20 protein-coding genes and 1 pseudogene are annotated in these 24,113 nt (G+C 72.3%); 16 read left to right on the top strand and 5 right to left on the bottom strand.

The window, feature by feature from the left end:
• Window positions 1-109: 109 nt before the first annotated feature.
• From C4U03_RS38070 to C4U03_RS38030, 9 genes are all read left to right on the top strand, one after another.
• Window positions 110-874 (top strand): ABC transporter ATP-binding protein, encoded by a 765-nt coding sequence (locus tag C4U03_RS38070; RefSeq protein ID WP_103944660.1) that lies wholly within the window; start codon window positions 110-112, stop codon window positions 872-874.
• Window positions 871-1,581, top strand: a complete 711-nt coding sequence (locus C4U03_RS38065; RefSeq protein ID WP_103944659.1) for an ABC transporter ATP-binding protein — start codon at window positions 871-873, stop codon at window positions 1,579-1,581. The genes C4U03_RS38070 and C4U03_RS38065 overlap by 4 nt, the downstream gene beginning before the upstream one ends.
• 2 nt (window positions 1,582-1,583) lie before the next feature.
• Window positions 1,584-2,477, top strand: coding sequence for a branched-chain amino acid ABC transporter permease (locus C4U03_RS38060; RefSeq protein WP_103944658.1), 894 nt, complete (start codon window positions 1,584-1,586; stop codon window positions 2,475-2,477).
• On the top strand, window positions 2,474-3,499 hold the full coding sequence (locus C4U03_RS38055) for a branched-chain amino acid ABC transporter permease (RefSeq protein WP_103944657.1): 1,026 nt from the start codon (window positions 2,474-2,476) through the stop codon (window positions 3,497-3,499). The genes C4U03_RS38060 and C4U03_RS38055 overlap by 4 nt, the downstream gene beginning before the upstream one ends.
• Window positions 3,500-3,508: 9 nt before the next feature.
• The gene (locus C4U03_RS38050; protein ID WP_146087684.1) at window positions 3,509-4,819 is read left to right on the top strand and encodes an ABC transporter substrate-binding protein; all 1,311 of its coding nucleotides are present in this window, start codon (window positions 3,509-3,511) and stop codon (window positions 4,817-4,819) included.
• Window positions 4,820-4,908: 89 nt separating this feature from the next.
• A complete protein-coding gene (locus C4U03_RS38045; protein ID WP_200827753.1) occupies window positions 4,909-6,660 on the top strand; it encodes a class I adenylate-forming enzyme family protein in 1,752 nt (583 codons plus the stop codon).
• Window positions 6,661-6,912: 252 nt separating this feature from the next.
• Complete coding sequence (locus C4U03_RS38040) at window positions 6,913-9,483, top strand: DUF4118 domain-containing protein (RefSeq protein ID WP_200827752.1); 2,571 nt, start codon at window positions 6,913-6,915, stop codon at window positions 9,481-9,483.
• Window positions 9,480-10,154 (top strand): response regulator, encoded by a 675-nt coding sequence (locus C4U03_RS38035; RefSeq protein ID WP_103944670.1) that lies wholly within the window; start codon window positions 9,480-9,482, stop codon window positions 10,152-10,154. Before C4U03_RS38040 ends, C4U03_RS38035 begins: the two co-directional genes overlap by 4 nt.
• A 152-nt stretch (window positions 10,155-10,306) precedes the next feature.
• Complete coding sequence (locus C4U03_RS38030; RefSeq protein ID WP_200827751.1) at window positions 10,307-12,331, top strand: APC family permease; 2,025 nt, start codon at window positions 10,307-10,309, stop codon at window positions 12,329-12,331.
• Window positions 12,332-12,362: 31 nt separating this feature from the next.
• Here C4U03_RS38030 and C4U03_RS38025 read toward each other — a convergent pair whose 3' ends face one another.
• Together C4U03_RS38025 and C4U03_RS38020 are read right to left on the bottom strand one after the other, a co-directional pair.
• A complete protein-coding gene (locus C4U03_RS38025; protein WP_103944654.1) occupies window positions 12,363-12,740 on the bottom strand; it encodes an STAS domain-containing protein in 378 nt (125 codons plus the stop codon).
• A 96-nt stretch (window positions 12,741-12,836) separates the two neighbouring features.
• On the bottom strand, window positions 12,837-13,223 hold the full coding sequence (locus tag C4U03_RS38020) for an STAS domain-containing protein (protein WP_103944653.1): 387 nt from the start codon (window positions 13,221-13,223) through the stop codon (window positions 12,837-12,839).
• A gap of 343 nt (window positions 13,224-13,566) precedes the next feature.
• Here C4U03_RS38020 and C4U03_RS38015 point away from each other — a divergent pair, with 343 nt between their 5' ends.
• Window positions 13,567-14,460 carry an IclR family transcriptional regulator gene (locus tag C4U03_RS38015; RefSeq protein WP_103944652.1) on the top strand — a complete coding sequence of 298 codons (894 nt, stop codon included), beginning with the start codon at window positions 13,567-13,569 and terminating at the stop codon, window positions 14,458-14,460.
• A 2-nt stretch (window positions 14,461-14,462) separates the two neighbouring features.
• On the opposite strand, the gene C4U03_RS38010 is transcribed toward C4U03_RS38015, so the two are convergent.
• The gene (locus C4U03_RS38010; protein WP_103944651.1) at window positions 14,463-15,026 is read right to left on the bottom strand and encodes a flavin reductase family protein; all 564 of its coding nucleotides are present in this window, start codon (window positions 15,024-15,026) and stop codon (window positions 14,463-14,465) included.
• Between the two features lie 216 nt (window positions 15,027-15,242).
• On the opposite strand from C4U03_RS38010, the gene C4U03_RS38005 reads away from it, so the two are divergent.
• The 4 genes from C4U03_RS38005 to C4U03_RS37990 are packed head-to-tail and all read left to right on the top strand — an operon-like array spanning window position 15,243 to window position 20,059.
• Window positions 15,243-16,112 carry an alpha/beta fold hydrolase gene (locus C4U03_RS38005; protein WP_103944650.1) on the top strand — a complete coding sequence of 290 codons (870 nt, stop codon included), beginning with the start codon at window positions 15,243-15,245 and terminating at the stop codon, window positions 16,110-16,112.
• On the top strand, window positions 16,109-17,788 hold the full coding sequence (locus tag C4U03_RS38000; protein WP_103944649.1) for an FAD-binding protein: 1,680 nt from the start codon (window positions 16,109-16,111) through the stop codon (window positions 17,786-17,788). Before C4U03_RS38005 ends, C4U03_RS38000 begins: the two co-directional genes overlap by 4 nt.
• Entirely contained in the window at window positions 17,785-18,849 is a 1,065-nt protein-coding gene (locus C4U03_RS37995; RefSeq protein WP_103944648.1) for a ferredoxin--NADP reductase, read from the top strand. The genes C4U03_RS38000 and C4U03_RS37995 overlap by 4 nt, the downstream gene beginning before the upstream one ends.
• Window positions 18,850-18,874: 25 nt before the next feature.
• Window positions 18,875-20,059 carry an acyl-CoA dehydrogenase family protein gene (locus C4U03_RS37990; protein ID WP_103944647.1) on the top strand — a complete coding sequence of 395 codons (1,185 nt, stop codon included), beginning with the start codon at window positions 18,875-18,877 and terminating at the stop codon, window positions 20,057-20,059.
• A gap of 52 nt (window positions 20,060-20,111) precedes the next feature.
• On the opposite strand, the gene C4U03_RS37985 is transcribed toward C4U03_RS37990, so the two are convergent.
• A complete protein-coding gene (locus C4U03_RS37985; protein ID WP_103944646.1) occupies window positions 20,112-20,702 on the bottom strand; it encodes a TetR/AcrR family transcriptional regulator in 591 nt (196 codons plus the stop codon).
• 99 nt (window positions 20,703-20,801) lie between these two features.
• On the opposite strand from C4U03_RS37985, the gene C4U03_RS37980 reads away from it, so the two are divergent.
• The gene (locus C4U03_RS37980) at window positions 20,802-21,848 is read left to right on the top strand and encodes an FAD-dependent oxidoreductase (RefSeq protein WP_103944645.1); all 1,047 of its coding nucleotides are present in this window, start codon (window positions 20,802-20,804) and stop codon (window positions 21,846-21,848) included.
• A gap of 261 nt (window positions 21,849-22,109) precedes the next feature.
• On the opposite strand, the gene C4U03_RS37975 is transcribed toward C4U03_RS37980, so the two are convergent.
• Window positions 22,110-23,264, bottom strand: a complete 1,155-nt coding sequence (locus tag C4U03_RS37975; RefSeq protein ID WP_235018377.1) for a methyltransferase domain-containing protein — start codon at window positions 23,262-23,264, stop codon at window positions 22,110-22,112.
• Between the two features lie 432 nt (window positions 23,265-23,696).
• Between C4U03_RS37975 and C4U03_RS37970 the strand changes: the two are divergent.
• Window positions 23,697-24,113 (top strand): annotated as a pseudogene (locus C4U03_RS37970) (2,3-dihydroxybiphenyl 1,2-dioxygenase); the annotation flags it as partial.

Raw genomic sequence — 24,113 nt, 5'->3', positions numbered from 1 at the left:
CCGGATTTCAGAATCTTGTTCCATGCCACTCGGCGGACCCGCCGGGCCGATGAAGGGAGCAGACCATGAGGCGTCGAACGCCGCTCGCCACCGAGAGGACCGGGGCGGCATGCCGCGGCTGAGCGTGGAGGAGCTGGAGCTGAGCTTCGGTGGCATACGCGCGTTGAACAAGCTCTCCTTCGCGGTGGCGGAGGGAGAGCTGTGCGCATTGGTCGGCCCCAACGGGGCGGGCAAGAGCAGCGTGTTCAACTGCATCACCGGCCTGTACCGGCCCTCGGCGGGACGGGTGGTCTTCGACGGGCGAGACCTGCTCAGGCTCCCCGCACACCGGGTGGCCGCCCAGGGCGTCGCCCGGACCTTCCAGAACCTGGCGCTGTTCCCTCGCCTGACCGTGCTGGAGAACGTGCTGCTGGGCGGGCACCTGAACGAACGGCCGGGCCCGCTGGCCTGCGCACTGCATCTGCCGCGCCACCGCCGCGCGGAGCGGGCGCTGCGCGCTCAGGCGGACGAGGTGCTCGCGCTGACCGGTCTGGAGTCCCTCGCCGGCAACCCGGCCTCAGGGCTTCCCTACGGCACCCTCAAACGGGTCGAGCTGGCCCGCGCCCTCATGTCCCGCCCCCGGCTGCTGCTCCTGGACGAGCCGGCCGCCGGGCTCCCGCACGGCGAGGTCGGCGAGCTCGGCGACCTCATCGCGCGGATCCGTGCGGAGCTGGGGATCTCGATCGTGCTGGTCGAGCACCACATGGGCATGGTCATGTCGATCTCCGACAAGGTCGTGGTGCTCAACCTGGGCCGCCGCATCTGCGAGGGCACCCCGGAGGAGGTCTCGCGCGATCCCGAGGTGATCGCCGCCTACCTGGGGGAGGCAGCGTGAGCCCGGTGCTGGAGGTCCGCGGCCTGACCGCGGGCTACGGCTCGCTGACGGTCCTGCGGGACGTCGGCCTCACCGTCGGAGAGGGCGAGATCGTGGTCGTCCTCGGCGCGAACGGCGCGGGGAAGACCACCACCCTGCGGGCGCTCAGCGGGTTGATCCCCGCGCAGGGGAGCGTCGTGCTGTCCGGCACGGAGCTGCTGGGCAGGAAGGCGGACGCCCGGGCCCGGCTCGGGCTGGGGCACGCCCCCGAGGGGCGCGGCACGTTCACGGACCTGACGGTCGACGAGAACCTCCGGATGGGCGGGCTCCGGCTCCCCAGGAACGAGCTGCCGGCCGCGCTCGACCAGGCCTACGGCCTGTTCCCGCAGCTGACCCCGCTGCGCGACCGGGCCGCGGGACGGCTCAGCGGAGGCGAGCAGCAGATGCTCACCGTCGCCCGGGCGCTGATGGCACGCCCCCGGCTGCTGCTGCTCGACGAGCCGTCGATGGGACTGGCACCCCAGATCACCGCCAACCTGTTCGCCGAACTGCGCAGGGTCAACGCCGAGTCCGGCACGGCGATGCTGCTGGTGGAGCAGAACGCCGCGGCGGCGCTGACCATCGCCCACCACGGCCACGTCCTGGAGTCCGGCCACATCGTCCTGTCCGGCACCGGCTCGCAGCTCGCGGGCAACCCGTCGGTCCGCCGCGCCTATCTGGGGGTCTGACCGTGGCACTGTTCCTGCAACGCCTCATCGACGGCATCGGCAACGGGATGCTCTACGGCGCCGTCGCCCTCGCGCTCGTCCTCATCTACCGCGCCACCGGCATGGTCAACTTCGCGCAGGGCGAGATGGCCATGTTCTGCACCTTCATCACCTGGAAGCTGGCGGACCACGAATTCGGCCTCGGGCTGCCCATCGTGGCGGGCATCGCCGGAGGAGTGATCTTCGGCTTCCTGTTCGGCGCCGCTCTCGAACGCGTCGTCATCCGCCCGTTCGAGTCCGCCGACCATCTCCGGCAGATGATCGTCACCCTCGGGCTGTTCCTGGCGATCAACGCGCTGGCCGCGTGGATCTTCACCGCCGACACCCAGCGGCTCGCTTCCCCGTTCCCCTCGGGCGCGCTGCGCCTGGGCGGGGTGTCGGTCTCCTACCACCAGCTCGGCGTGATCGCGGTGCTGCTGGTGATGGCGCTGGCGCTGCGCGAGCTGTTCGGCCGCACCCGGCTGGGCCTGGCGATCCGCGGGGCGTCCATGAACCCCGAGTCCAGCCGGCTGCTCGGCGTCGACGTCAGCCGGATGCTGATGATCGGCTGGGGACTGTCCGCGGCGATCGGCGCGCTGGCCGGCGCGCTGGTGGCCCCGGCCGTCTTCGTCAGCCCCGGCATGATGCAGACCCTGTTGCTGTACGGCTTCGCCGCCGCCGTCCTGGGCGGATTCGACAGCGCTCCCGGCGCGCTGGTGGGCGGGGTCATGGTCGGCGTGGTCCAGGCGATGGTCAGCGGCTACGTCCCGGCGGTCGGCACCCAGCTGCAACTGGCCACCGCCTTCGCCCTCATCCTCATGGTCCTGCTGGTCAGACCGCAGGGCCTGTTCGGCCGAGTCTCCGTGGAGCGGGTGTGAACAAGAACGTGACCCGGGCCCTGTGGGCGGGGCTGCTGTGCCTGCTCGCCCTGGCCCCCTTCGTCGTCGGCACCGTCGAGATCTCCGCGTTCCAGAAGGTCGTCTACCTGTCCGTCGCGGTGATGAGCCTCAACGTGCTGACCGGCTTCAACGGCCAGGCGTCGATCGGCCACAGCGCCTTCATGGGCATCGCGGCCTACTTCACCGCCCTGGCGGTACAGAGCCACGGCTGGTCCTACTGGGCCGCGCTGCCCGCCTCCATCCTGGTCGCCGCGCTCGTCGGCGCGCTGGCCGGAGTGCCCGCGCTGCGGATCCGCGGCATGAACCTGGCCCTGGTGACGCTCGGCCTGGGCATGGTGTTCCCGCAACTGCCGATCCGCTTCACCGAGGAGACCGGCGGGACCCAGGGCATGCCCGTCGACGAGCCGCTCGCGGCCCCGGCGTTCCTGAACGTCTCGGACGTGGCATGGCGGTACTGGGTGCTGCTGGCCCTGGCCGCGCTGGTGTTCTGGCTGGTGCGCAACTTCCGGGCCAGCCGGGTCGGCCGGGCCGTCATCGCCATCCGCGACCAGCCGATCGCCGCCCACACCGCGGGCGTGAACGTCGCCGCCACGAAGATCGCGGTCTTCGCGGTGAGCGCGGGCATGGCGGGTCTGGCGGGATGGATGTTCACCGTCGCCAACCAGTTCGTCAGCCCCAGCGACTTCACCGTCCTGGTCTCGATCAACCTGCTCCTCGGCATGGCCATCGGCGGCTCCGGCACCCTCGCCGGGCCCGTGATCGGCGCGGTCTTCCTGCACTACATACCCGAGGCGGTCAACGGGACCGGCATCGATCCCGTGCTCACCCCGGCGCTCTACGGACTGATCCTCATCCTCGTCGTCTACTTCCTGCCCGGTGGAGCGGCGGGCGGACTCGCCCAGCTCTCCGCGCGGTTCGCGGCGTCCCGGCGGTCCCCCGACGAGCCCGGGCAGGCACCGCCCAGCACCCCCCGGCTCACCTCCTCCACCTCCCACCCCTAGGAGCACCCCGTGACCCCTCGGCCGAAACTTATGCTCGCGGCGGCGCTCGGCGCCGCCGGCCTTCTCACCACGGCCTGCGGCGGCAGCGCCGTCAGCGACTCCTCGAACGCCTCGGGCCAGGGCTCCGGGCTGGCCCGAGGCTGCCCCGACAACGGCACCACCGGCCTCACGGACACCACGATCAAGCTGGGCCTGTCCCAGCCGCTGTCCGGACCGTACGTCTCGGTGGGCGGCCAGCTCTACGGGATGCAGGCGTACTTCGCCTACGTCAACTCCCAGGGCGGGATCCAGGGCCCGGACGGCAGGAAGCGCAAGGTCGAGCTGGTCTACAAGGACGACGCCTACACGGCCACGAAGGCCAAGGCCAACGTCGACCAGCTGGTCAACAGGGACAAGGTCTTCGCTCTGCTGGGCCAGTTCGGCACCGCCGGCAACCTCGCGGCGCGTCCCATCATCGCCCAGCAGTGCGTCCCGTCGCTGTTCGCGACCACCGGGGCGCCGGAGCTGGCCAACCCCAAGTACCCGTGGGCGATCGCCGGGTCCATCAGCTACGCCACCGAGGGACGCATCCTCGGCCAGTACGTGCGGGACAAGCATCCCAACGCCACCGTGGCGGTGCTGGAGCAGGACGACGACCTCGGCAGGGCCTACCTCCAGGGCTTCGAACAGGCCATCGCCGGCTCGGGGGTCAAGGTGGTCGCGACCCAGACGTTCGAGGCGGGCGAACCCGACGTCAAGAACCAGATCACCACGCTCGCGGCGACGAAGGCCGACCTCTACTTCAACGTCGCCTCCGGCCTGACCGGGCTGCAGGCGCTCAACCACGTGCACGCCTCCGGCTGGCGACCGGAGGTGATCCAGGTCGCGCAACTGCCGGTGACGCTGCTCAGGCGGTTGCAGCCCGGCGCCGGGGACCGGCTGATCACCGGCGGCACCGGACCGGACTTCGCCAACCCCGAGGTCGCCGCCGGGAACGAGGAGTTCCAGCTCTACATGCAGTGGTTCCGCAAGACGCCCGGCGCCGACAAGATCGACCCGCTCTCGGCGTCGCAGGGCTGGTTCCAGGGCCGCCTGCTCGACTGGACGGTGCGGCACGCCACGACCATGGACCGCGTCGGGGTGATGGAGTCGGCCCGCAGCATCGACTACACCGGCCCCTCCTTCACCCTCCCGGGCATCAAGATCCACACCACGCCCGACGACCCGCACCTGTTCGAGGGAATGCAGCTCAACCGCTTCGACGCGGCCAAGGGGCGCCTCGTCCCGCTCGGCGAGGTGATCGACATCGACGGCCAGGTGAAGTACGAGCCGGTCTCCTGACCGAGCCGGTGCCGGGACGGGCCGCGCGGAGCCCGTCCCGGTACCGGACCGGATCTCCCTGTTCCTTCCTTCCACCGCCGGAGGACACCGTGACCGCCCTGCATGACTTCCACGACCGGGACGCCACCGTTCCCGTGACCCTGACCTGGCCCGGCGACCACCTGATGGACGAGGATCTCCGCAGGACCCTGTGCGGACCGGGCGCCCCCTTCGAACGGACCGTCGAGGATGTCCTCGGCACGCCCCTCGAAGTGTTCGCGCACCGGCCGCCGCATCTTCCGGCACTGCTCGTCCGGGCCCGCGAGACCATGCCCGACCTGCCCTATCTGGTGTTCGACGGTCCGGAGAAGGAGACGTTGACCTTCGCGCGGACACACGACCTGGTCGCCGCCTACGCCCGGGTGCTCGCCGAGCGCCACGGGGTGGGCAAGGGCGACCGGGTCGCCGTCGCCGCCCCCAACGCCAGGGAGTACGTTCTCGCCTACTGGGCCACCTTGTCGCTGGGGGCGATCCTCGTCGGCCTCAACGGCTGGTGGACCGCCGCGGAGATGGACTACGGGGTCGAACTCACCGAGCCCGTCGTCGTCCTGGGCTCCGGCACGCCTCTGGAGCGGGTGTCCGGCGCCCCGTGGGTCCGGCGGACCGGGACCCCGGTCGTCGCACTGAAGGAGCTGCACCGGGCGGCGCTCTCCCTGGAACAGCCGCCCACCGCGCTGCCCCGGGTGGAACTGCACGAGGACGACCCCGCTGCGATCATGTTCACCAGCGGGACCACGGGCAGGCCCAAGGGAGCGACGATCTCCCACCGCAACTTCGTGTACTTCACCATGCACGGCTCGCTCGGCGGTGCGGTGAACGCGGTGCGGGACGCGGGGCGCTACCGGCAGCAGCCCCCCGACGTCCAGCGCGCGTCGCTGTGCGTCAGCCCGCTGTTCCACGTGTCCGGCGCGGGGGTCACCATCGCCGTCGCGCCGGCCGTCGGCCTCAAGGTGGTCTTCCCGGGCCCCGGGCGGTGGGAGGCCGAACGGGTGCTCAAACTCACCGACGAGCACCTGATCACGCAGTGGAGCGGGGTACCCACCCACTACTGGCGGCTGCTCGACCACCCCGACTTCGACCGGTACCGCACCGATCAGGTCACCCTGGCCGGCAGCGGCGGCGCGGTCTTCGCGCCGGAGCTGATGCGCTCCATCCAGCGGAGGATGCCCGGCGTGCAACTGGGCAACGGCTACGGGATGACCGAGACCCTGGGCACCGGCACCCTCATCAACGGCTCGTTGCTGGAGGAGCACCCCGACTCGGTGGGGCCGGCGATCCCCTGTACCAGGGTGCAGGTGCGCGGCCTCGACGGCGAGCCGCTGCCCGAAGGGGAGATCGGGGAGATCCACATCCAGGGCCCCGGCGTCTTCCTCGGCTACTGGCGCAACCCCGAGGCCACCGAGGCCGTGCTGGCCCCCGGCCGCTGGTACCGGACGGGGGACTACGGGCGCATCACCGACGGCCGTCTTTACCTGGAGAGCCGGATACGCGACCTGATTCTGCGCGGCGGGGAGAACATCTACCCCATCGAGATCGAGCATCGGCTGGTCGAGCACCCCGGGATCGCCGAGGCGTGCGTCATCGGGGTCCCGCACCGGATCCTCGGCCAGGAGGTGAAGGCGTTCGTCGTCCCGGAGAAGGGGAGCCGGCTCACCGTGGAGGAGGTCAGGGCATGGGCGGGCGAGACGCTCGCGGCTTTCAAGGTCCCCGCGTATGTCGAGTTCCGCGACGCGCTGCCCTACAACGAGACGGGCAAGGTGATGAAGCGGCTGCTTGAAGAGGAGCACGAAGCGAACCCATGACGGCCGGCCCGTCCGCGTCCGCCTGAGACGTCCTCACCGTTCCACGCCCTGCCCCCCGGACGAACCGGGAGCAGGGCGTTTCCTCCTGGCTGCCACTGGAGAGGCAGGGGCCTGCCCGTGGCGTGACGGCGTTAAGAAAACGTCAATTCACCTCCTTGCCGGCCCCTGGCGATCTGGGGCGATCTACGCTCTCCGTTAGATTTCGCCAGGACGGGAACAGGGGATGCTTCCCGGCGGGGGGTGAGTCCTGGTATGAGCACGCGGGGCACGTTGCGCGTCTATCTCGGCGCGGCGCCCGGGGTCGGCAAGACCTACGCCATGCTCGACGAGGGACGCCGGCGGGCCGGGCGCGGCACCGACGTGGTCATCGGCCTGGTCGAGACGCACGGACGTCCCCGGACCGCCGATCAGATCGGCGACCTGGAGGTCGTCCCTCGCCGCCGGACGGTCTACCGGGGCGCGGAGTTCACCGAGATGGACGTGGACGCGGTGCTGGCCCGTGAGCCCGAGGTGGCGCTGATCGACGAACTCGCGCACACCAACGTCCCGGGCAGCCGCAATGCCAAGCGCTGGCAGGACGTCGAGGAACTGCTGGCGGCGGGCATCAACGTGATCTCCACCGTCAACGTCCAGCACCTGGAGTCGCTGAACGACGTGGTGGAGAGCATCACCGGGGTGGCGCAGCGGGAGACCGTGCCGGACGCGGTGCTGCGCCGGGCCGAGCAGATCGAGCTGGTCGACATGACCCCCGAGGCGCTGCGCCGCCGGCTGGCGCACGGCAACGTCTACGCGCGCGAGAACATCGACGCGGCGCTGGCCAACTACTTCCGGGTCGGCAACCTGACCGCGCTACGCGAGCTGGCGCTGCTGTGGGTGGCCGACCGGGTGGACGAGGGCCTGGCCCGCTACCGCGACCAGCACGGCATCACCGAGCCGTGGGAGGCGCGCGAACGGATCGTGGTGGCGCTGACCGGGGGGCCGGAGGGCGACACGCTCATCCGGCGGGCCGGCCGCATGGCGGCCCGCGCCGGGCACGCCGACCTGATGGCGGTGCGGGTGGTGCGCAGCGACGGGCTCACCGACGGCTCCCCGCGGGCGCCGGCCCGCCAGCAGGCGCTGGTGGAGAGCCTGGGCGGCACGTACCACCAGGTGCTGGGCGATGACGTCGCGACGGCGCTGCTGGAGTTCGCCCGCGGTGTCAACGCCACCCAGCTCGTGCTGGGTTCGAGCCGCCGGCGCGGCTGGCAGTGGATGCTCGGGCCCGGGGTGGGCGGCGTCGTGGCCAGGGAGGCCGACGACCTCGACGTGCACATCGTCACCCACGAGCACGTCGGCAGCGGCCGGGGGATCGCCCGCATGGCGGGCTCCGCGCTGAGCCGCCGCCGGCAGATCATCGGATGGGCGCTGGCGGTCGTGGCGCCGCCGCTGCTGACCGTCCTGCTGGTCAACGCCCGCGGCCTGTTCGGCCTGGTCACCCATATCCTGTTGTACCTGGCGCTGACCGTCGGGGTCGCGCTGGTGGGCGGGCTGTGGCCGGCGGTGGCCGCGGCCGTGCTGGGCAGCCTGCTGGCGAACTGGTTCTTCACCCCACCGCTGCACGCCCTCACCATCGCCGGCTTCGAGAATGCCGTCGCGCTGGCGATCTCCATCGCGGTGGCGGTGGCGGTGTCGTCGGTGGTCGACCTGGCCGCCCGCCGCACCGGGCAGGCGGCGCGCAGCAGCGCCGAGGCCACGACGCTGAGCATGCTGGCCACCAGCGTGCTGCGCGGGGAGAAGGCGCTGCCCGCCCTGCTGGAACGGGTCCGGGAGACCTTCGCGATGAGCTCGGTCACGCTGCTGGAGAGCCGCGGCGCCGGCTGGACCGTGCTGGGCGCCACCGGGCCCGACCCGTGCACCGACCCGGACCAGGCCGAGGTCCGGGCCCAGGTGCGCGAGGGCGACGACCGGGACGGGCGGGGCGAGACGGTGCTCGCGCTGCGCGGGCGGGTGCTGCCCGCCGCCGACCGGCGGGTGCTGGCAGCCTTCGCCTCGCAGGCCGCCGCGGTGCTGGAGTGGCGGCGGCTGGCCGAGGAGGCGGCCCAGGCCCGCCGGCTGGCCGAGGGCAACAAGATCCGCACCGCGCTGCTGGCCGCGGTCTCCCACGACCTGCGCACCCCGCTGGCCTCGATCAAGGCCGGCGTGAGCAGCCTGCGGCAGACCGACGTGGCCTGGGACCCCGCCGACGAGGCCGAGCTGCTGGCCACCATCGAGGAGTCGGCCGACCGTCTCGACGTGCTTATCGGCAACCTGCTGGACATGAGCCGGCTGCAGACCGGGGTGCTGTCCCCGCTGATCCGCCCGGTCGCCCTCGACCAGGTGGTGCCGCAGGCGTTGCAGGCGGTGCAGGCGGCCCGGATCGAGGTGGACGTGCCCGAGACGCTCCCGCCGGTCGCCGCCGACCCGGGCCTGCTGGAGCGGGCGCTGGCCAACGTGGTGGAGAACGCCGTCCGGCACAGCCGCGACACCGTGCTGGTGTCGGCCGGTGAACTGCGCTTCGGCCGGGAGCCGGACCGGATCGAGATCCGGGTGGCCGATCGCGGGCCCGGGGTGCCCGACGCACAGAAACAGCAGATCTTCGCCCCGTTCCAGCGGCTCGGCGATGCCCCGCAGGGCACCGGGGTGGGGCTGGGCCTGGCCGTCGCCCGCGGTTTCACCGAGGCCATGGGCGGCTCCCTGCACGCCGAGGACACCCCCGGCGGCGGTCTCACCATGGTCTTCGCGCTGCCGCCGGCCGCCCTGCCGGCGCCCCCGCGGCCCCTGGACGAGTCGGGGAGGGCCCGGTGACCCGCGTGCTCCTCGTCGAGGACGAGCCGCAGCTCGTCCGCGCGCTGCGCATCAACCTCAGGACCCGGGGCTATGAGGTGGAGGCGGCGCCGGACGGCCGGACCGCCCTGGACCTGGCCGCCCGGCGGCACCCGGACGTGGTGGTGCTCGACCTGGGGCTGCCGGACATGGACGGGGTGGAGGTGATCGAGGGGCTGCGCGGCTGGCTGAGCGTCCCGATCATCGTGCTGTCGGCCCGGCACGCCTCCGAGGAGAAGGTGCGGGCCCTGGACATCGGCGCCGACGATTACGTCACCAAACCGTTCGGCATGGACGAACTGCTGGCCCGGCTGCGCGCGGCGGTGCGGCGGGCGGCCCCCGCCGAACAGGCCGCCGTGGTGGAGACCGCGACCTTCACCGTGGACCTGGCGGCCAAGAAGGTGCTGCGGGACGGCCGGGAGGTCCGCCTCACGCCGACCGAGTGGAACATCCTGGAGGTGCTGGTGCGCAACGCTGGACGGCTGGTCGGCCAGCGGAGCCTGCTGCGCGAGGTGTGGGGCCCGGCGTACGAGAAGGAGACCAACTACTTGCGCGTCTACCTGGCCCAGCTGCGCCGCAAGCTGGAGCCTGACCCGGCGCGCCCGCGCCACCTGATCACCGAGCCGGGCATGGGCTACCGCTTCGAACGCTGAGCCGGTTTGAACGCCGGGCCGGTTTGAACGCCGGGCCGGTTTGAACGCCGGGCCGGTTTGAACGCCGGGCCGGGCCGCCGGCGCGCTAAGAACGCGTTAAGAACCGGGCCGGCCGCCGATCACCGGGCGGCCGGCGGCGTTGGATGGGTGGTGTGTGGAACGCCGTTCTGGGCCTGCCCAAACGGTTCCTGGTGGGCCGTCCGCTGCGCACCGAGCAGATGGGCCAGACGCTGCTGCCCAAGAGGCTGGCGCTGCCGGTCTTCTGCAGCGACCCGCTGTCGTCCAACGCCTACGCCGCCGAGGAGATCCTGCTGGCGCTGAGCCTGGGCGGACTCGCCCTGCTGCACCTGGCGCCCTGGGTGGCGGCGGCGGTGATCACCCTGCTGGTCGTGGTGGTGCTGTCGTACCGGCAGACCTGCCACGCCTACCCCAATGGCGGTGGCGCGTACGCGGTCAGCCGCGCCAACCTGGGCGAGAACGCCTCCCTGGTGGCTGCCAGCGCGCTGCTCATCGACTACGTGCTGACCGTGGCCGTCTCGGTCGCGGCCGGAGTGGCCAACATCGTGTCGGCGGTGCCCGCGCTGGCCCCGCACGCGGTGGAACTGTGCGTCGGCCTGATCGCGATCCTGGCGGTGGTGAACCTGCGGGGCGTCAAGGAGTCGGGCACGGTCTTCGCCATCCCCACCTACGGCTTCGTCGCCGTGGTCTTCGCCATGCTGGCCTGGGGCGGCCTGCGCGTGCTGACCGGGCATCCCCCGGTCGCCGAGTCGGCCTCGTTCGGGATCGAGCCCGCCTCCCCGACCACCGGTCTGCTGGTGCTGGCGATCATGCTGCGCGCCTTCTCCCAGGGCTGTACCGCGCTGACCGGGGTCGAGGCGGTCAGCAACGGGGTGCCGAACTTCCGGCGACCCAAGGCGGCCAACGCCGCAGCGACGCTGGTGCTGATGGGGGCGATCACCGTGCTGATGCTGGCGGGCATCACGGCGCTCGCGCTGGCCGCCGGCGTGCACATCGCCGACCAGCCCGGCCGGCTGGTCGGCGCGCCCGCGGACTATCTGCAGAAGACGGTGCTCGCCCAGGAGGCGGCCGCGGTGTTCGGCGCCGGCTCCCCGCCGTTCTTCCTGGTCGCGATCTTCACCGCGGCGATCCTGGTGCTGGCCGCCAACACCGCCTTCAACGGGTTCCCGATCCTGGCCTCGATCCTCGGCGAGGACGGCTATCTGCCGCACCAGTTCGGTCGGCGCGGCGACCGCCTGGTCTTCAGCAACGGCATCGTGCTGCTGGCGCTGCTGGCCATCGCGCTGATCCGGGCCTTCGACGCCAGCACCACCAGGCTGATCCAGCTCTACATCATCGGCGTCTTCGTCTCCTTCACCCTCAGCCAGTGGGGCATGGTCCGGCACTGGACCCGGCGGCTGCGCACCGCCGCCGCCGGGGACCACCGCCGGATCCACCGGTCCCGGCTGGTCAACGGGCTCGGCGGCACGCTCACCGCCCTGGTCCTGGCGGTCGTCCTGGTCTCCAAGTTCACCCACGGCGCCTACATCGTGTGCATCGCGATGCCGTTGCTGTTCTGGCTGATGAAGCGGATCCGCGGGCACTACGACCGGGTCGCGGCCCAACTGCGTCCCGGGGACGGGCCGGTCACCCTGCCCAGCCGCATCCACGCGCTGGTGCTGGTCTCCCAGCTGCACACCCCGGCCCTGCGCGCGCTCGCCTTCGCCCGCGCCACCCGGCCCAGCACGCTCACCGCGCTGACCGTGGGCACCTCACCGGCCCAGGTCCGCAAGCTGGAGGAGGAATGGAGGGCCCGGGACATCGAAGTGCCGCTGGTGGTGCTGGACTCTCCCTACCGGGACATCACCGGCCCGGTCCTGGCGTACGTGGCCCGCATCCGGCGCAGGAGTCCCCGCGACGTGGTCTGTGTGTTCATCCCCGAATACGTCGTGGACCACTGGTGGGAACAGCTCCTGCACAACCAGAGCGCCCTGCGGCTCAAGGCCCGGCTGCTGTTCCGCCCCGGCGTCATGGTCACCAGCGTGCCCTGGCATCTCGGGTCCGCGGGGTCCGGTCTCGAAGCGCCTCCCGAAGCGCCGGCCGCACAGGAGCCGGGAAGCGTCCGGCTCCCCCCGCTCCCGGCGCTGTCCTCCCAGCGGAGGTCGGCCGGGCGCAGTTGATCCGGAGTTGATCCGGAGCCGATCCGGTCCGTCAGGCCGACCGTGCGGTGGCGGCGGCCACGTCGGCGGCGAGGGCCAGCCGCCGGTCCATGCCGGTGCGGGCCAGCAGGTCCAGGGGCTGGCCGGTGAGGCCGGCCAGGACGAGGACACCGGCGGCGGCCTGCATCCGTTTGTGCAGGGTGATGAGGGTGCCCAGCCCCGTGGAGTCGCAGAATCCCAGATCGGCCAGGTCCAGGACCACGTGCGGGCAGCGGTGGTCCTCGGTCAGGCCGGTGACGTGCTCAAGCAGCCGGGGAGCGGTGGCCAGGTCCAGTTCCCCGGTGGCCCGTATGATCACCCAGCCGTTCGTGTCCGCGGCGGCCTCGGTGGCGATGTCCAGTTGCGGCTCGTTGGTCAGCACCTTTCTCACACCCCGTTGGTCCGGTCGGCATCACCTGACTCACGGCCCATGGTGTACCCACAGGCAGCCGATCATTCGCGACTCGGGTGACCGATGGGTGTGACATCAGTCCGGCAGCACGTCGGTAATGGTCAGGTGGCGGTCCAGCCCGGTGATCTCCAGTAGCTGGGCCACCCGGCTGCTGGGGCTCAGCAGCAGGAACCGGCCGTTGGCGGCGATGACGCCCTTGTAGGCGCGGATCAGGATGTTCAGGCCGCTGGTGTCGCAGAAGGTCAGGGCGGACAGGTCCAGGGCCAGCCACGGCGGCGTGTGCTGGGCGGTCACGGCGGTGATCCGGCCGTCCAGGGAGGAGGCGGTGAGCCAGTCCAGGGTGCCGCCGAGGGCGAGGGTGACCCAGGGGCCGTGCAGGTCAGCGGTGATGGCCAGCGGCCCGGTCTCGTCATCCGGACCGGGCGGGTCGTCGTCCGGTGCGGCGGTCGGGATGCCGGTCATCGCTGGCTCCTTGGGCCGTCTCGGACGGCCCGTGTTGAGGACCTCCAGTCTGCCCCATCGGCCGGTACCGCCGGGGGGCGGGTCGGGCGCTCCTTCGGCGAGCCGGCGCAGTGTCGGGAGACGGCGAGCGGCATGTGGTCGAGGCCGACCGCCGCCGGGGCGTCCGCTCCGCCCTCGTCGGCGGTGACGAGAAAACGTTCTAGTGATGACGCCTGAGAAGGCCGGCCGGGTGGTCCGCGCACAGGGATGTCACGGGCGGGAGCACCGAGGTCTCTTCCCTCCCACCCAAGCGCTTGTTACATTCCGCAGAGGAAGAATTCATTTCAGTCGGCTGGGAGGTGCGATGAGGGAGCAGACGGCAGACCCGGCGGTGCGCCGCGACCCGCCGCCGTCGATGGTCGAGCGGATGACCCTGATCCTGGACGCGTTCGACGGGCGCTCGGCCAGGCTGACGCTGGAGGACGTGGCCCGGCGCACCGGACTGCCGCGCTCGACCGCGCACCGGATCCTCGACCAGCTGGTCCGCCAGCGCTGGCTGGAGCACAACGCGCACGGCTACGGGCTGGGCCGGCGGGCGCTGCGGCTCGGCGGCCGCGACGGCGGCCACGGCCGGATCCGCGAGGTCGCCGCGCCGCTGCTGCACGAGCTGCAGATCACCACCGGGCTGGTCGCCCAGCTGGCCGTCCTGGACGGCGCCGAGGTGTACTACTTGGACAAGGTCGGCGGACGGTTCGCCTCCTGCGTGCCGTCCCGGGTCGGCGGCCGGGCCCCGGCGCACTCCACCGCGCTGGGCAAGGCGATGCTGGCCTGGCTGGAGCCCGAGCAGGTCGACGCCCGGCTCGGCGCCGGTCTGCATCGGCTGACCAGCCGCACCATCGGCGACCTCGGCACCCTGCACCAGGAGCTGCACCGGATCCGGCAGCGCCGCGGGCTGGCCTTCGAGCGGGGCGAGTCGTTCCCCGGCATCGCCTGCGTGGCCGCCGCGATCCGCGGCCAGGAGGGGCCGGCGGCCGGCATCTCCCTGGTCGGGGACGTGCGCACCCCGCTGGAGAACGTCGCGCCGCTGGTGGCCGCCGCCGCCCGCGAGGCGTCGCTGACCCTCTTCCCCGGCTCGGGGACGGCGCGGCGCGCCCGCGCCCGGCGGGCCGAGTGCGTCCGTCCCGAACCGGGCGCCACCTGGTCCCCGGAGACCCTGAACCGGCTGCTGGCGCTCGACGGCCGGGGCGAGTGGATGTGACTTCAGCCCCAGCGGTCGCCCCTGGCCCACAGGTCGGGGGCGATCGGCGCGTCCGGCTCGTCGATGCCGAACCGGCTGCGGAAGAAGATCATCGGACGTCCCGCGGTCACCCGCTCGGCCGCCAGCACCCGCCCCAGCACCACGTCGTGATCGCCGGCCGGATGCACCTCGTGCACCACCGCGTGCACGCGCAGCAGCACGCCGGGCAGCGCCGGGGTGTCCCACCGCGACACCTCCCAGTCCAGCCCCTCGTACCGCAGGCCCCGGCTGGAGCCGAACCGCTCGCACAGCTCCTGCTGGTCCTCGCCGAGGATGTTCACGCAGAAACGCCCGGCGGCGCGGATGCGCGGCCAGGACCGGCCCCGGTGGTCGGCGCAGAACAGCACCAGCGGCGGCTGCAGGGACACCGACGCGAACGACTGGCAGGCGAAGCCCACCGGCTCGCCGCCGTCGAGACCGGTGACCACGGTGACGCCGGTGGCGAACTCGGCCATGGCCCGCCGGAACTCCACCGGCGCGGGCGGCGGGCGGCCGGAGTCTGCGGTGAGCGCTGGCTCGGCTGGCATGGGATTCACCTCGGATGCTCGTGGCGGGCCGGTCACGAACGTAGGCCGCGGCCGCGACCGGCCCGAAGGCCCGATCCCGATGAGTGGAAGAAGCCGCCGCCGGCGGCCCGCCCGGCGCCGGGACGGCGCGCATCCCGCTCATCGGGATCGGCGCGGCGACCCCGGCGAGCCGCTGATTACGTTCCCGGCAAGCCGCATCCGAGGGACTGAGAGGCCATGACCACGGAGCTGACCTACGCGTCGACCTCCCGCGAACTCGTCACCGACCAGGGCGTGCTGCGTTACCACGAGGCCGGCGAGGGACCGCCGCTGCTGCTGTTGCACGGCTCCGGGCCCGGTGTCACCGGCTGGCGCAACTTCCGCGGCAACCTGGCCGCGTTCGCCGAGCACTTCCGCTGCCTGGTCCTGGAGTTCCCCGGCTTCGGAGTCAGCGACCCGACCGACCGGCACCCGATGGTCGCCGCGCCCGGCGCGGTGCTCCGCTTCCTGGACGGGCTGGGCCTGCAGCAGGTGGACGTGATCGGCAACTCCATGGGCGGCATCGTGGGCGCCCAGGTGGCGCTGGCGCACCCCGATCGGGTGCGGCGGCTGGTCACCATCGGCGGCATCGGCCGCAACGTCTTCAGCCACTCGCCGAGTGAGGGCATCAAGCTGCTGATGGAGTTCACCGACGACCCCAGCCGCGAGGCGCTGATCCGGTGGCTGCGCGCGATGGTGTACGACCCGGCGGTGATCACCGAGGAGATGATCGAGGAGCGCTGGCGGCAGGCCACCGATCCCGACACCCTGGCCGCCGCCCGTCGGATGTACGGCAGCAAGGCGTTCGCCGCGGGCGCCAAGGCCATGGCCGCCTCCGACACCCCGCCGTACTGGGCCATGCTGCACCGGCTCAGGGCCAAGACGCTGATCACCTGGGGGCGGGACGACCGGGTCAGCCCCGTCGACATGGCCCTGCTGCCGATGCGGACCATCCCCGACGTCGAGGTGCACATCTTCCCCGACTGCGGCCACTGGGTGATGATCGAGCAGAAGGCGGCCTGGGAGAGCGTCGTGCTGGCCTTCCTGACCCGCAAGGACGCCGCGTGAGCGCGCAGGGCGGCTGGGACGCCGAGTTCGACCTGGTCATCGTCGGCAGTGGCGGGGGAGGCATGGCCGCCGCGCTGACCGCCCACGACGCCGGGCTCAAGCCCCTCATCGTCGAGAAGGGCAAGAAGTTCGGGGGCAGCACCGCCATCTCCGGCGGCGGCATCTGGGTCCCCAACAACCCCACGCTGCGGGCCAAGGGCCACGACGACAGCCGCGAGTCCATCCGCCGCTACCTCGACCTGCTCACCCAGGGGCGGGTCCCGGCGGCCAGGCTCGACGCCTACGTCGACCACGGCCCGGCCGCGATGGAGCTGCTCGAAAAGAGCAGGTGGGTGAAGTTCTTCTGGACCGAGGGCTACGCCGACTACCACCCCGAGCTGGAGGGCGGCCGCCCGCTGGGCCGCTCCATCGAGGCCAGGCCGTTCGACACCCGCAAGCTCGGCGAGGACGAGAAGTACCAGCGGCCCAACAGCCTCAAGGGCCCGCTGGGCCTGTGGATCACCGCCAAGGACTACCACGACCTGGCGATGGCCAAGCGCACCTGGGCGGGCCGGCGGGCGTCGCTGGTGGCCGCCTGGCGGGTCTCGTCCAACCTGGTCCGCCGCCGCCACATGGCGACCGGCGGCCGGGCCCTGGTCGCGCGGTTGCGCATGGCGCTCAAGGACGCCGGTGTCCCGCTGTGGGTGAAGACCCCCATGACCGACCTGGTCACCGACGAGAGCGGCGCCGTCGTCGGCGTCGTCGTCGAACGCGAGGGCCGGGCGCAGCGGATCCGCGCCCGCCACGGCGTGCTGCTGGCCACCGGCGGCTTCGACCACAACCGCGAGATGCGCGCCAAGTACCTGCCCGAGGGCGGCCGCGACGACTACGGCATGGGCGCCCGGGAGAACACCGGCGACGGCATCCGGGTGGGGGAGAAGCTCGGCGCGGCGCTGGACCTGATGGACGACGCCTGGTGGATGCCGGCGGTCCGCCACCCGGCCGGCGCGGTCATCCCGCTGGTGTCGGAACGGGCCATCCCCCGGATGGTCATCGTCTCGGCGGACGGGCGGCGGTTCACCAACGAGGCCGCGCCCTACGTCAACTTCGTGCACGACCAGCTCCAGGGCGGCCATGTCCCGGCCTGGTTCGTGATGGACGCCAAGGCCCGCACCCGCTACCCGTTCGCGCAGATCCTGCCGGGCGCGCCGATCCCCGAGGCGTTCTACGAGAAGGGCATCGTCTTCAAGGCCGACACGCTCGCCGGGCTGGCCGAGCAGATCGGCGTCCCGGCCGACGCGCTGACCGAGACCGTCGAGACGTTCAACGGGTACGCCCGCGCGGGCAAGGACCCCGAGTTCGGGCGGGGCGAAAGCGCCTACGACCGGTACTACGGCGACCCCAACCTGAAGAACCCGAACATGGACGTCATCGACTCGGCGCCCTACTACGCGTTCCGCCTGGAGGTCGGCGACCTGGGCACCAAGGGCGGGCTGGTCTGCGACGAGCACAGCCGGGTGCTGCGCGAGGACGGCTCGGTGATCGAGGGCCTGTACGCCACCGGCAACACCTCGGCGTCGGTGATGGGCAACGAGTACGCCGGCCCCGGCGCCACCATCGGCCCCTCGATCGTGTTCGGGTACATCGCCGCCCGGCACGCCGCCGCCCGAGCCGCCGGGGATTCGGGACGGTCATGACGTCCGCGGGAGCGCTCAAGGCGCGCGTCGTCGAGGTCGTTCGCGAGACCGCCGAGGCGCACTCGCTCGTCCTCGAACCCGCCGAGGGCGACCGGGACCGCTTCTCCTACCGGCCGGGCCAGTTCCTCACCGTCCGGGTGCCCGCCGAGGACGGCTGGGTGGCGCGCTGCTACTCGCTGTGCAGCTCCCCGGTCAGCGACGACCGGCTCAAGGTGACCGTCAAACGGGTCGCCGGCGGGCTGGGGTCCAACTGGATCTGCGACAACGTCACCGAGGGCGACGTGCTGGAGGTGCTGCGGCCCGCGGGCACGTTCACCCCGGCCTCGCTGGACGAGGACCTGCTGCTGATCGCGGCGGGCAGCGGCATCACCCCGGTCATGTCGATCCTCAAGTCGTGCCTGGCCGCAGGCGCCGGGAACGTCGTCCTGCTGTACGCCAACCGGGACGAGCGGTCGGTCATCTTCGCCGATGAACTGCGGGACCTGGCCGCCGAGCACGGTGACCGGCTGACGGTCGTGCACTGGCTGGAGTCGGTGCAGGGGCTGCCGACGGCCGCGGCCCTGCGGTCACTGGCCCGGCCGTACGCCGGCCGGGAGACGTTCGTCTGCGGACCCGAGGTGTTCATGGACATGGCCGGGTCGGCGCTCACCGGCCTGGGCGTGCCCGCCGGGCGGGTGCACATCGAGCGCTTCTTCTCGCTGGCCGGCGACCCGTTCGATCCGGCCGTGCCCGAGGAGGGGGAGGACGCGGACGGCGCGGACGGCGCGGACGGCTCGGCGGAGGGCGCCGCCGAGGTCGAGGTCGAGATCGACGGCGAGACGCGGACCGTGCCCTGGCCCCGGTCCCAACGCCTGCTGGACGTGCTGCTGCGCGCCGGGGTGGACGCGCCGTTCTCCTGCCGCGAGGGCTCCTGCGCCGCCTGTGCCTGCGTGGTGGTCGAGGGGGAGGCGGCCATGGACGCCAACACGGTCCTGGACGCCCAGGACCTCGCCGACGGCCTCCTGCTGGCCTGCCAGGCCAGGCCGGTCAGCGACCGGCTCAAGGTCAGCTACGACGGCTGAGGAAGACATCACGGGAGATGAGGCGATGACCAACCGCGTGCTCGACACGATCATGGAACGGGCCGAGGAGATCCGTGAACTCGGGCCCGTCAGCGAGCGCCTCGGCAGGCTCGACGACAAGGCCGCCAAGGTGCTGCGCGACTCCGGCGCGATCCGGATGCTGCAGCCGGCGGCGTACGGCGGGATGGAGGCGCACCCCCGCGAGTTCGCCGAGATGGTGATGGCGGCCGCGAGCCTGGACGGCTCCACCGGCTGGGTCGCGGGCATCGTCGGCATCCATCCCTGGGAGATGGCCTTCGCCGACCCGAAGGTGCAGCAGGAGATTTGGGGCGAGGACCCCGACGTGTGGATCGCCTCCCCGTACGCGCCGATGGGCATCGCCCGGCCGGTGGACGGCGGGTACGTCTTCAATGGCCGCTGGCAGTTCTCCTCCGGCACCGACCACTGCGATTGGATCTTCCTGGGCGGGATGCTCGGCGACGCCGAGGGCAAGATGGCGATGCCGCCCTCCTCGCTGCACCTGATCCTGCCCCGCTCCGACTACGAGATCGTCGAGGGCTCCTGGGAGGTCGCCGGGCTGAGCGGCACCGGCAGCAAGGACATCATCGTCCGCGACGCCTTCGTCCCCGACTACCGGGTCATTGAGTTCGCCAAGGTCATCGACGGGTCCGCGCCCCGGGAGGCGGGGCTGACCAACCCCACCTACCTGGTGCCGTTCTCGTGCGCCTTCCCGCTGGGCATCACCTCCGCGGTGATCGGCATCACCGAGGGCGCGCTGGCCGCGCACCTGGCTTACCAGCGCGGCCGGGTGCAGATCACCGGCACCAAGATCAAGGACGACCCGTACGTGCTGTACGCCATCAGCGAGGCCGCCGAGGAGATCGCCACCGCCCGCACCCGCCTGCTGGACAACGTCTCGCGGATGTACGACAAGGTCGCCGCCGGGCAGGAGGTCACCTTCGCCGAGCGGGCGGCCGGCCGCCGCACCCAGGTCCGCGCCGCTTGGCGGGCCGTGCAGGCCATGAACGAGATCGTGGTCCGCTCCGGCGGCAACGCCATGCGCACCGACAACCCCATCCAGCGCTTTTGGCGCGACGCGCACGTGGGCCTGTCCCATGCCATCCACGTCCCCGGCTCGGTCTACCACGTCTCCGCCCTCACCGATCTGGACATCGAGCCTCCCCAGGGCCCGATGCGCTCGATGATCTGAGACCACCGAACGGCGCCGTCCCACGGCCCGGGCCCCACCACAGACCCAACGGTCATTCGTCCGGGGGCTCGGGGTAGACCGCCTGGAGGAGGGCGCGGACGAAGCGGTCGGGGGCGTCGAGACCGGCGGCGGCCAGGGTGCCGGGGCCGCCGGCCAGCAGGTGCGGGATGGCGGCGTGCATGGCGAGGGTGACGACGGCCGCCCGCTGCGGGGTGACCGGCAGCCCGGCCGCCCGCTGGGCCGCCTCGAACCCGGCGAAGTCGTGGGCCGCGATCGGGTCGAGGAGGGCCGCCAGCCAGGGCCTACGGGCCGCCTCCGTCTGCAGTTCCAGGTAGGCGAGCAGGCGGGGGCGGCCGGGTCCGGCGACGTCCGCGATGAGCGCCCGGAGCATGGCCACCAGGCCCTCGCGGCCGGTGGGGCCCGGCCCGGCGGCCAGGTGCGCCATGATCTCGCGGTACTGCTCCAGGCAACGCTCGGCCACCGCGCGCAGCAGGGCGTCCCTGGTGGGGAAGTAGTTCTTGGCGGTGCCGGGCGGCACCTCGGCGGCGGCGTCGACGGCGCGGTGCGTCAGGCCGCGCCCTCCCGCCTCGGCCAGCACCGTGATGGCCGCGTCTCGCAGCCGGTCCCGCCGGTCCCGATTCACTGCCGCCCCTCTCCCTCCGCGTGCCTTGCCCACACTACCCCAGCCGTGGTACCACGGATGTGGTACCACGGCTGTGGTGAAGTAAGCGGGGAGGGTGGCATGGCGGGAACGGCGATCGTCGTGGGGGCGGGAGTCAGTGGGCTGGCGACGGCGATCGGGCTGCGCCGGGCGGGCTGGGAGGTGTCGATCCTCGAACGGCGGGCGGAGCCGGAACGGTACGGCACCGCGTTCGGCATTCACCCCACCGCGCAAAGTGCGCTCGACCGTCTCGGGGTGGGCCAGGCGCTCAGCGACCGGGCGGTGCCCTACCGGGGCGCGCGGATCCGCACCCCCGAGGGGTCGGTGATGGCGAGCCTCCCCCTGGAGCGGATCGAGCGGAGGGCCGGTCGTCCCGAACTGCTGATCTCCCGGCCCTACCTGATCGACGCCCTCATGGCCGAGCTGGACGCCCTGGGAAGCGCATCCCCCAAGTTCGGGGAGGCCGTCTTCGACGTGGGATCACTGGTGGCCGGCAACGACCTGGTCATCGGTGCCGACGGGATCCGCAGCGTCGTGCGCACCGCCTGCTTCGGCGAGCGCAGCGGCCCGCGCCCTATCGGGACCGTCGCCTGGATCGGCATCGCCGACTTTGAAAGCGGCGTCTACGGCGAGACCTGGGGGAGCGGCCGGTTCTTCGGGATGACCCCGATCGAGCCGGGCCGCACCAACTGGTACGCCATCGTCCCTGAAGCCGGCACCGAGGGGGAACTGCGCGGGCACTTCGAGGGCTGGCACGACCCCATCCCCCGCATCCTCGCCGAGACCGACCCGTCCACCTGGATCCGCTACGAGATGCGCCACCTGTTCCCCGCCCTGCCGACCTTCGTCCATGGCGGGAAGGTCGCGCTGGTCGGCGACGCGGCGCACGCCATGACGCCCAACCTGGGCCAGGGCGCGTGTACGGCGATCCTCGACGCGGAGGCCCTGGCCCGAGCGGTCGCCGAGCACGGCCCGACCGGCCTGCCCTCCGCCCTGCGCGCCTACGACGCCGAACGCCGCCGCAGCGCCCAGCGGGTCGCCTTCGCCTCCCGCAACCTGCACCGCCTCATGACCACCGAACACACCCGCCTGCGCGCCTCCCTCCTGCGCCTGCTGCCGAGCCGATAGCGGGGCCGGGCCGCCCCCGGGGCAGGAGGCCCCCGCCGTGCCCGAGCCGAACACCGTCACCGGAAACGCCGCGGCGCCCAATGCGGTGACCATCGCCATCAGTCTGTTGACTCGCACCCGATCTCCGCCCCTTATGTGGCGTCCGTCACTTCGGTGACGGATCAAGGAAGGGCACGGTTTACCGGAATCGCCCCTGCGACTGGCCGCATTGCGTCGCACGACGGACGGGTTCGCACCCCGGCCTCCTGACGCGGCGGGCGGTCACTCGGGGCCGGCGATGCGGTTGTCCTCGGTGTCGAGCCAGACGTACTGCTCTGCGGGGGTCACGGTCAGCCCCCACCGGCCGGCGACGGGCTTGCCGAGCCCGGCCCACCAGTGGTGCGCGTCGGCGACCTCGTCCCACAGCCGCCGGGGCCCCAGTTGCCGGACGGGGAAGGCATCGGTGCCCGGTCGGTTGCTGAGGCAGGCCCAGGAACGTGACCAGGGGTCGATCAGCCACAGCGTGTAGGCGCCCTCACCATGCTGCTCGACGACGGGCTTGCAGCGCGGGACGCACAGCCCGACCGCCAGCGATGCGTCGTACTCGCCCAGCAAGTCGTAGGGGTGAAGGCGGGTGACGGACCGCGCGGCCCTCTCCACGTCGTAGACGTCGCGGGCGAGCGAGGCGCGTCTGCCGCGCTGCTCGCGCAGCATCATGAACGCCACGTTCCCCACGATCCGCCCGCGCATGGTGTGGTCGGCGGACACCTGGAAGGCCACCAGCGCGCCGTTGTGGAAGTCGGTCGCCCACGGCACCAGCACCCGCCCGCCCGGCCGGGTCTGCCGCGCCCAGGCGGCCGGTATCCGCCTGACCGCCGCCGTGGCGATCACCCGGTCGTACGGCGCGGCGGGCGGGTACCCCTGCGCGCCGTCACCGACCACCACCGTGACGTCGTGGCCCGCCCGCCGTAATGCCGTCCGGGCGTGCTCGGCCACGGCGGGATCGATCTCGACGGTGGTGACGCGGCCGGCGCCGAGCCGTTCGGCCAGCAGCGCGGCGTTCCACCCGGTGCCCGTGCCGATCTCCAGCACCGACATGCCCGGCTCGGCGTCGAGCGCCGCCAGCATGAGCGCCACCACGTCGGGGCGGCTCGCCGAACTGGTGATCTCCTGGCCGACCGGCCCCGGCCCGGCCGGCCGCCCATCGTCCACCTGCGTGATGACGAAGTCGTTGCGATAGCACAACTCCAGCCATCGCTCGGGCTCGTCGGCCCGCCGCACCGGCACCAGACGGCCGGTCTCCTCGGTCCAGACGGTGTCGGGGACGAACCGGTGCCGGGGCACCGCCTCGAACACCGGACGCCACTCCGCCGCCAGATCACCCGAGGCCGTCAGGTCTTCGATCAGCCGGGCGGCCGGCTCCGCGGGGCCGGTCACGCTACCCGCCCTTCTCGTGCCTGCCGCCGCCGGGCGGATTCTTGGGGTCGGGCGGCGGGACCGGCTTGTCCCACTTGCCGTCACCGTCCTTCTTCTCGTCGTGCTTGCCCATCTGGGAACTCCTTTCTCCGCCTGACCGCGCGGCCGACGACCACGACACCCCCCTGACGCCGGTGACACGCCGGATATTGCTCGGCACGCTGAGGAAGGTTTGTGACGGAGTTCACAGAGGCGACGAAGTGTGGCCACGTTGCGGTGCGTGTCATCCGGAACGCCCGATGCTTGGCGATGTTCGTTCGGCCGGAGGGAGTGGGCGCCTGGGTTCTCACTGAGCGGGAGGGGCGGGGCGGGGGTCTGCGGACTTTGGCAGCTTGGCCATCGGCGGCCGGACGTTCGACCGCGGCACCGGAGGACGGGATTCGAGGACGCACAGTGACGCAGATCCGAGGGCTTGGCTATCTGAAGGTCCAGACGCGCCACATCGAGCGCTGGCGCGAGCTAGCAATCGACGGGCTCGGTTTCGCCGAGGGGTCCGGGCCCGATCCCGACGGCCTGTACCTGCGCATGGACGAGCGCCGGCACCGGCTGGCGGTGCTGCCCGGCGAGACCGACCGGGTACTGGCCGTCGGCTGGGAGGTACGCGACCAGTACGCGCTGGCCGCCGTCCGCGAGGCGGTCGACAAGTCCGGCACCCAGGTCACCGAACTGTCCGCGGCCCAGGCCGCCGAACGCGACGCCGAGCAGGTCATCGCCTTCACCGACCCGGCGGGCACACCGGTCGAGGTGTTCTTCGGCCCCGTCCTGGACCACAGCCCGCTGCGGCTCGGCCTGGACCAAAAGTTCGTCACC

The sequence above is a fragment of the Thermomonospora echinospora genome (assembly GCF_900108175.1).
GTDB lineage: Bacteria > Actinomycetota > Actinomycetes > Streptosporangiales > Streptosporangiaceae > Thermomonospora > Thermomonospora echinospora.
The sequence above is the reverse complement of the archived record's forward strand: the minus strand, read 5'-3'. Positions and strand labels throughout refer to the sequence as shown.

Coding starts and splice junctions, on each gene's coding strand:
- C4U03_RS38015 (WP_103944652.1), top strand. CDS start 13,567: ATGAGGGAGCAGACGGCAGACCCGGCGGTGCGCCGCGACCCGCCGCCG.
- C4U03_RS38040 (WP_200827752.1), top strand. CDS start 6,913: ATGAGCACGCGGGGCACGTTGCGCGTCTATCTCGGCGCGGCGCCCGGG.
- C4U03_RS37995 (WP_103944648.1), top strand. CDS start 17,785: ATGACGTCCGCGGGAGCGCTCAAGGCGCGCGTCGTCGAGGTCGTTCGC.
- C4U03_RS37980 (WP_103944645.1), top strand. CDS start 20,802: ATGGCGGGAACGGCGATCGTCGTGGGGGCGGGAGTCAGTGGGCTGGCG.
- C4U03_RS37990 (WP_103944647.1), top strand. CDS start 18,875: ATGACCAACCGCGTGCTCGACACGATCATGGAACGGGCCGAGGAGATC.
- C4U03_RS38070 (WP_103944660.1), top strand. CDS start 110: ATGCCGCGGCTGAGCGTGGAGGAGCTGGAGCTGAGCTTCGGTGGCATA.
- C4U03_RS38005 (WP_103944650.1), top strand. CDS start 15,243: ATGACCACGGAGCTGACCTACGCGTCGACCTCCCGCGAACTCGTCACC.
- C4U03_RS38020 (WP_103944653.1), bottom strand. CDS start 13,223: ATGACCGGCATCCCGACCGCCGCACCGGACGACGACCCGCCCGGTCCG.
- C4U03_RS38010 (WP_103944651.1), bottom strand. CDS start 15,026: ATGCCAGCCGAGCCAGCGCTCACCGCAGACTCCGGCCGCCCGCCGCCC.